Here is a 1,462-nt window from a genome sequence, read left to right on the forward strand (position 1 = left end):
CGGCGTCGAGCGGCGGACGGGTGAGTAATGCCTAGGAAATTGCCCTGATGTGGGGGATAACCATTGGAAACGATGGCTAATACCGCATGATGCCTACGGGCCAAAGAGGGGGACCTTCGGGCCTCTCGCGTCAGGATATGCCTAGGTGGGATTAGCTAGTTGGTGAGGTAAGGGCTCACCAAGGCGACGATCCCTAGCTGGTCTGAGAGGATGATCAGCCACACTGGAACTGAGACACGGTCCAGACTCCTACGGGAGGCAGCAGTGGGGAATATTGCACAATGGGCGCAAGCCTGATGCAGCCATGCCGCGTGTGTGAAGAAGGCCTTCGGGTTGTAAAGCACTTTCAGTCGTGAGGAAGGTAGTGTAGTTAATAGCTGCATTATTTGACGTTAGCGACAGAAGAAGCACCGGCTAACTCCGTGCCAGCAGCCGCGGTAATACGGAGGGTGCGAGCGTTAATCGGAATTACTGGGCGTAAAGCGCATGCAGGTGGTTTGTTAAGTCAGATGTGAAAGCCCGGGGCTCAACCTCGGAATTGCATTTGAAACTGGCAGACTAGAGTACTGTAGAGGGGGGTAGAATTTCAGGTGTAGCGGTGAAATGCGTAGAGATCTGAAGGAATACCGGTGGCGAAGGCGGCCCCCTGGACAGATACTGACACTCAGATGCGAAAGCGTGGGGAGCAAACAGGATTAGATACCCTGGTAGTCCACGCCGTAAACGATGTCTACTTGGAGGTTGTGGCCTTGAGCCGTGGCTTTCGGAGCTAACGCGTTAAGTAGACCGCCTGGGGAGTACGGTCGCAAGATTAAAACTCAAATGAATTGACGGGGGCCCGCACAAGCGGTGGAGCATGTGGTTTAATTCGATGCAACGCGAAGAACCTTACCTACTCTTGACATCCAGAGAACTTTCCAGAGATGGATTGGTGCCTTCGGGAACTCTGAGACAGGTGCTGCATGGCTGTCGTCAGCTCGTGTTGTGAAATGTTGGGTTAAGTCCCGCAACGAGCGCAACCCTTATCCTTGTTTGCCAGCGAGTAATGTCGGGAACTCCAGGGAGACTGCCGGTGATAAACCGGAGGAAGGTGGGGACGACGTCAAGTCATCATGGCCCTTACGAGTAGGGCTACACACGTGCTACAATGGCGCATACAGAGGGCAGCCAACTTGCGAAAGTGAGCGAATCCCAAAAAGTGCGTCGTAGTCCGGATTGGAGTCTGCAACTCGACTCCATGAAGTCGGAATCGCTAGTAATCGTGGATCAGAATGCCACGGTGAATACGTTCCCGGGCCTTGTACACACCGCCCGTCACACCATGGGAGTGGGCTGCAAAAGAAGTAGGTAGTTTAACCTTCGGGGGGACGCTTACCACTTTGTGGTTCATGACTGGGGTGAAGTCGTAACAAGGTAGCGCTAGGGGAACCTGGCGCTGGATCACCTCCTTAAACGATGATTA

1 rRNA gene is annotated in these 1,462 nt (G+C 53.8%); it reads left to right on the forward strand.

Going from position 1 to position 1,462, the window contains the following annotated elements:
• A 16S ribosomal RNA gene (locus UF05_RS08920) occupies positions 1–1,451 on the forward strand; the annotation flags it as partial.
• Between the last annotated feature and the right edge of the window lie 11 nt (positions 1,452–1,462).

The organism is Vibrio sp. S457-15, from assembly GCF_000960545.1.
Lineage (GTDB): Bacteria > Pseudomonadota > Gammaproteobacteria > Enterobacterales > Vibrionaceae > Vibrio > Vibrio parahaemolyticus.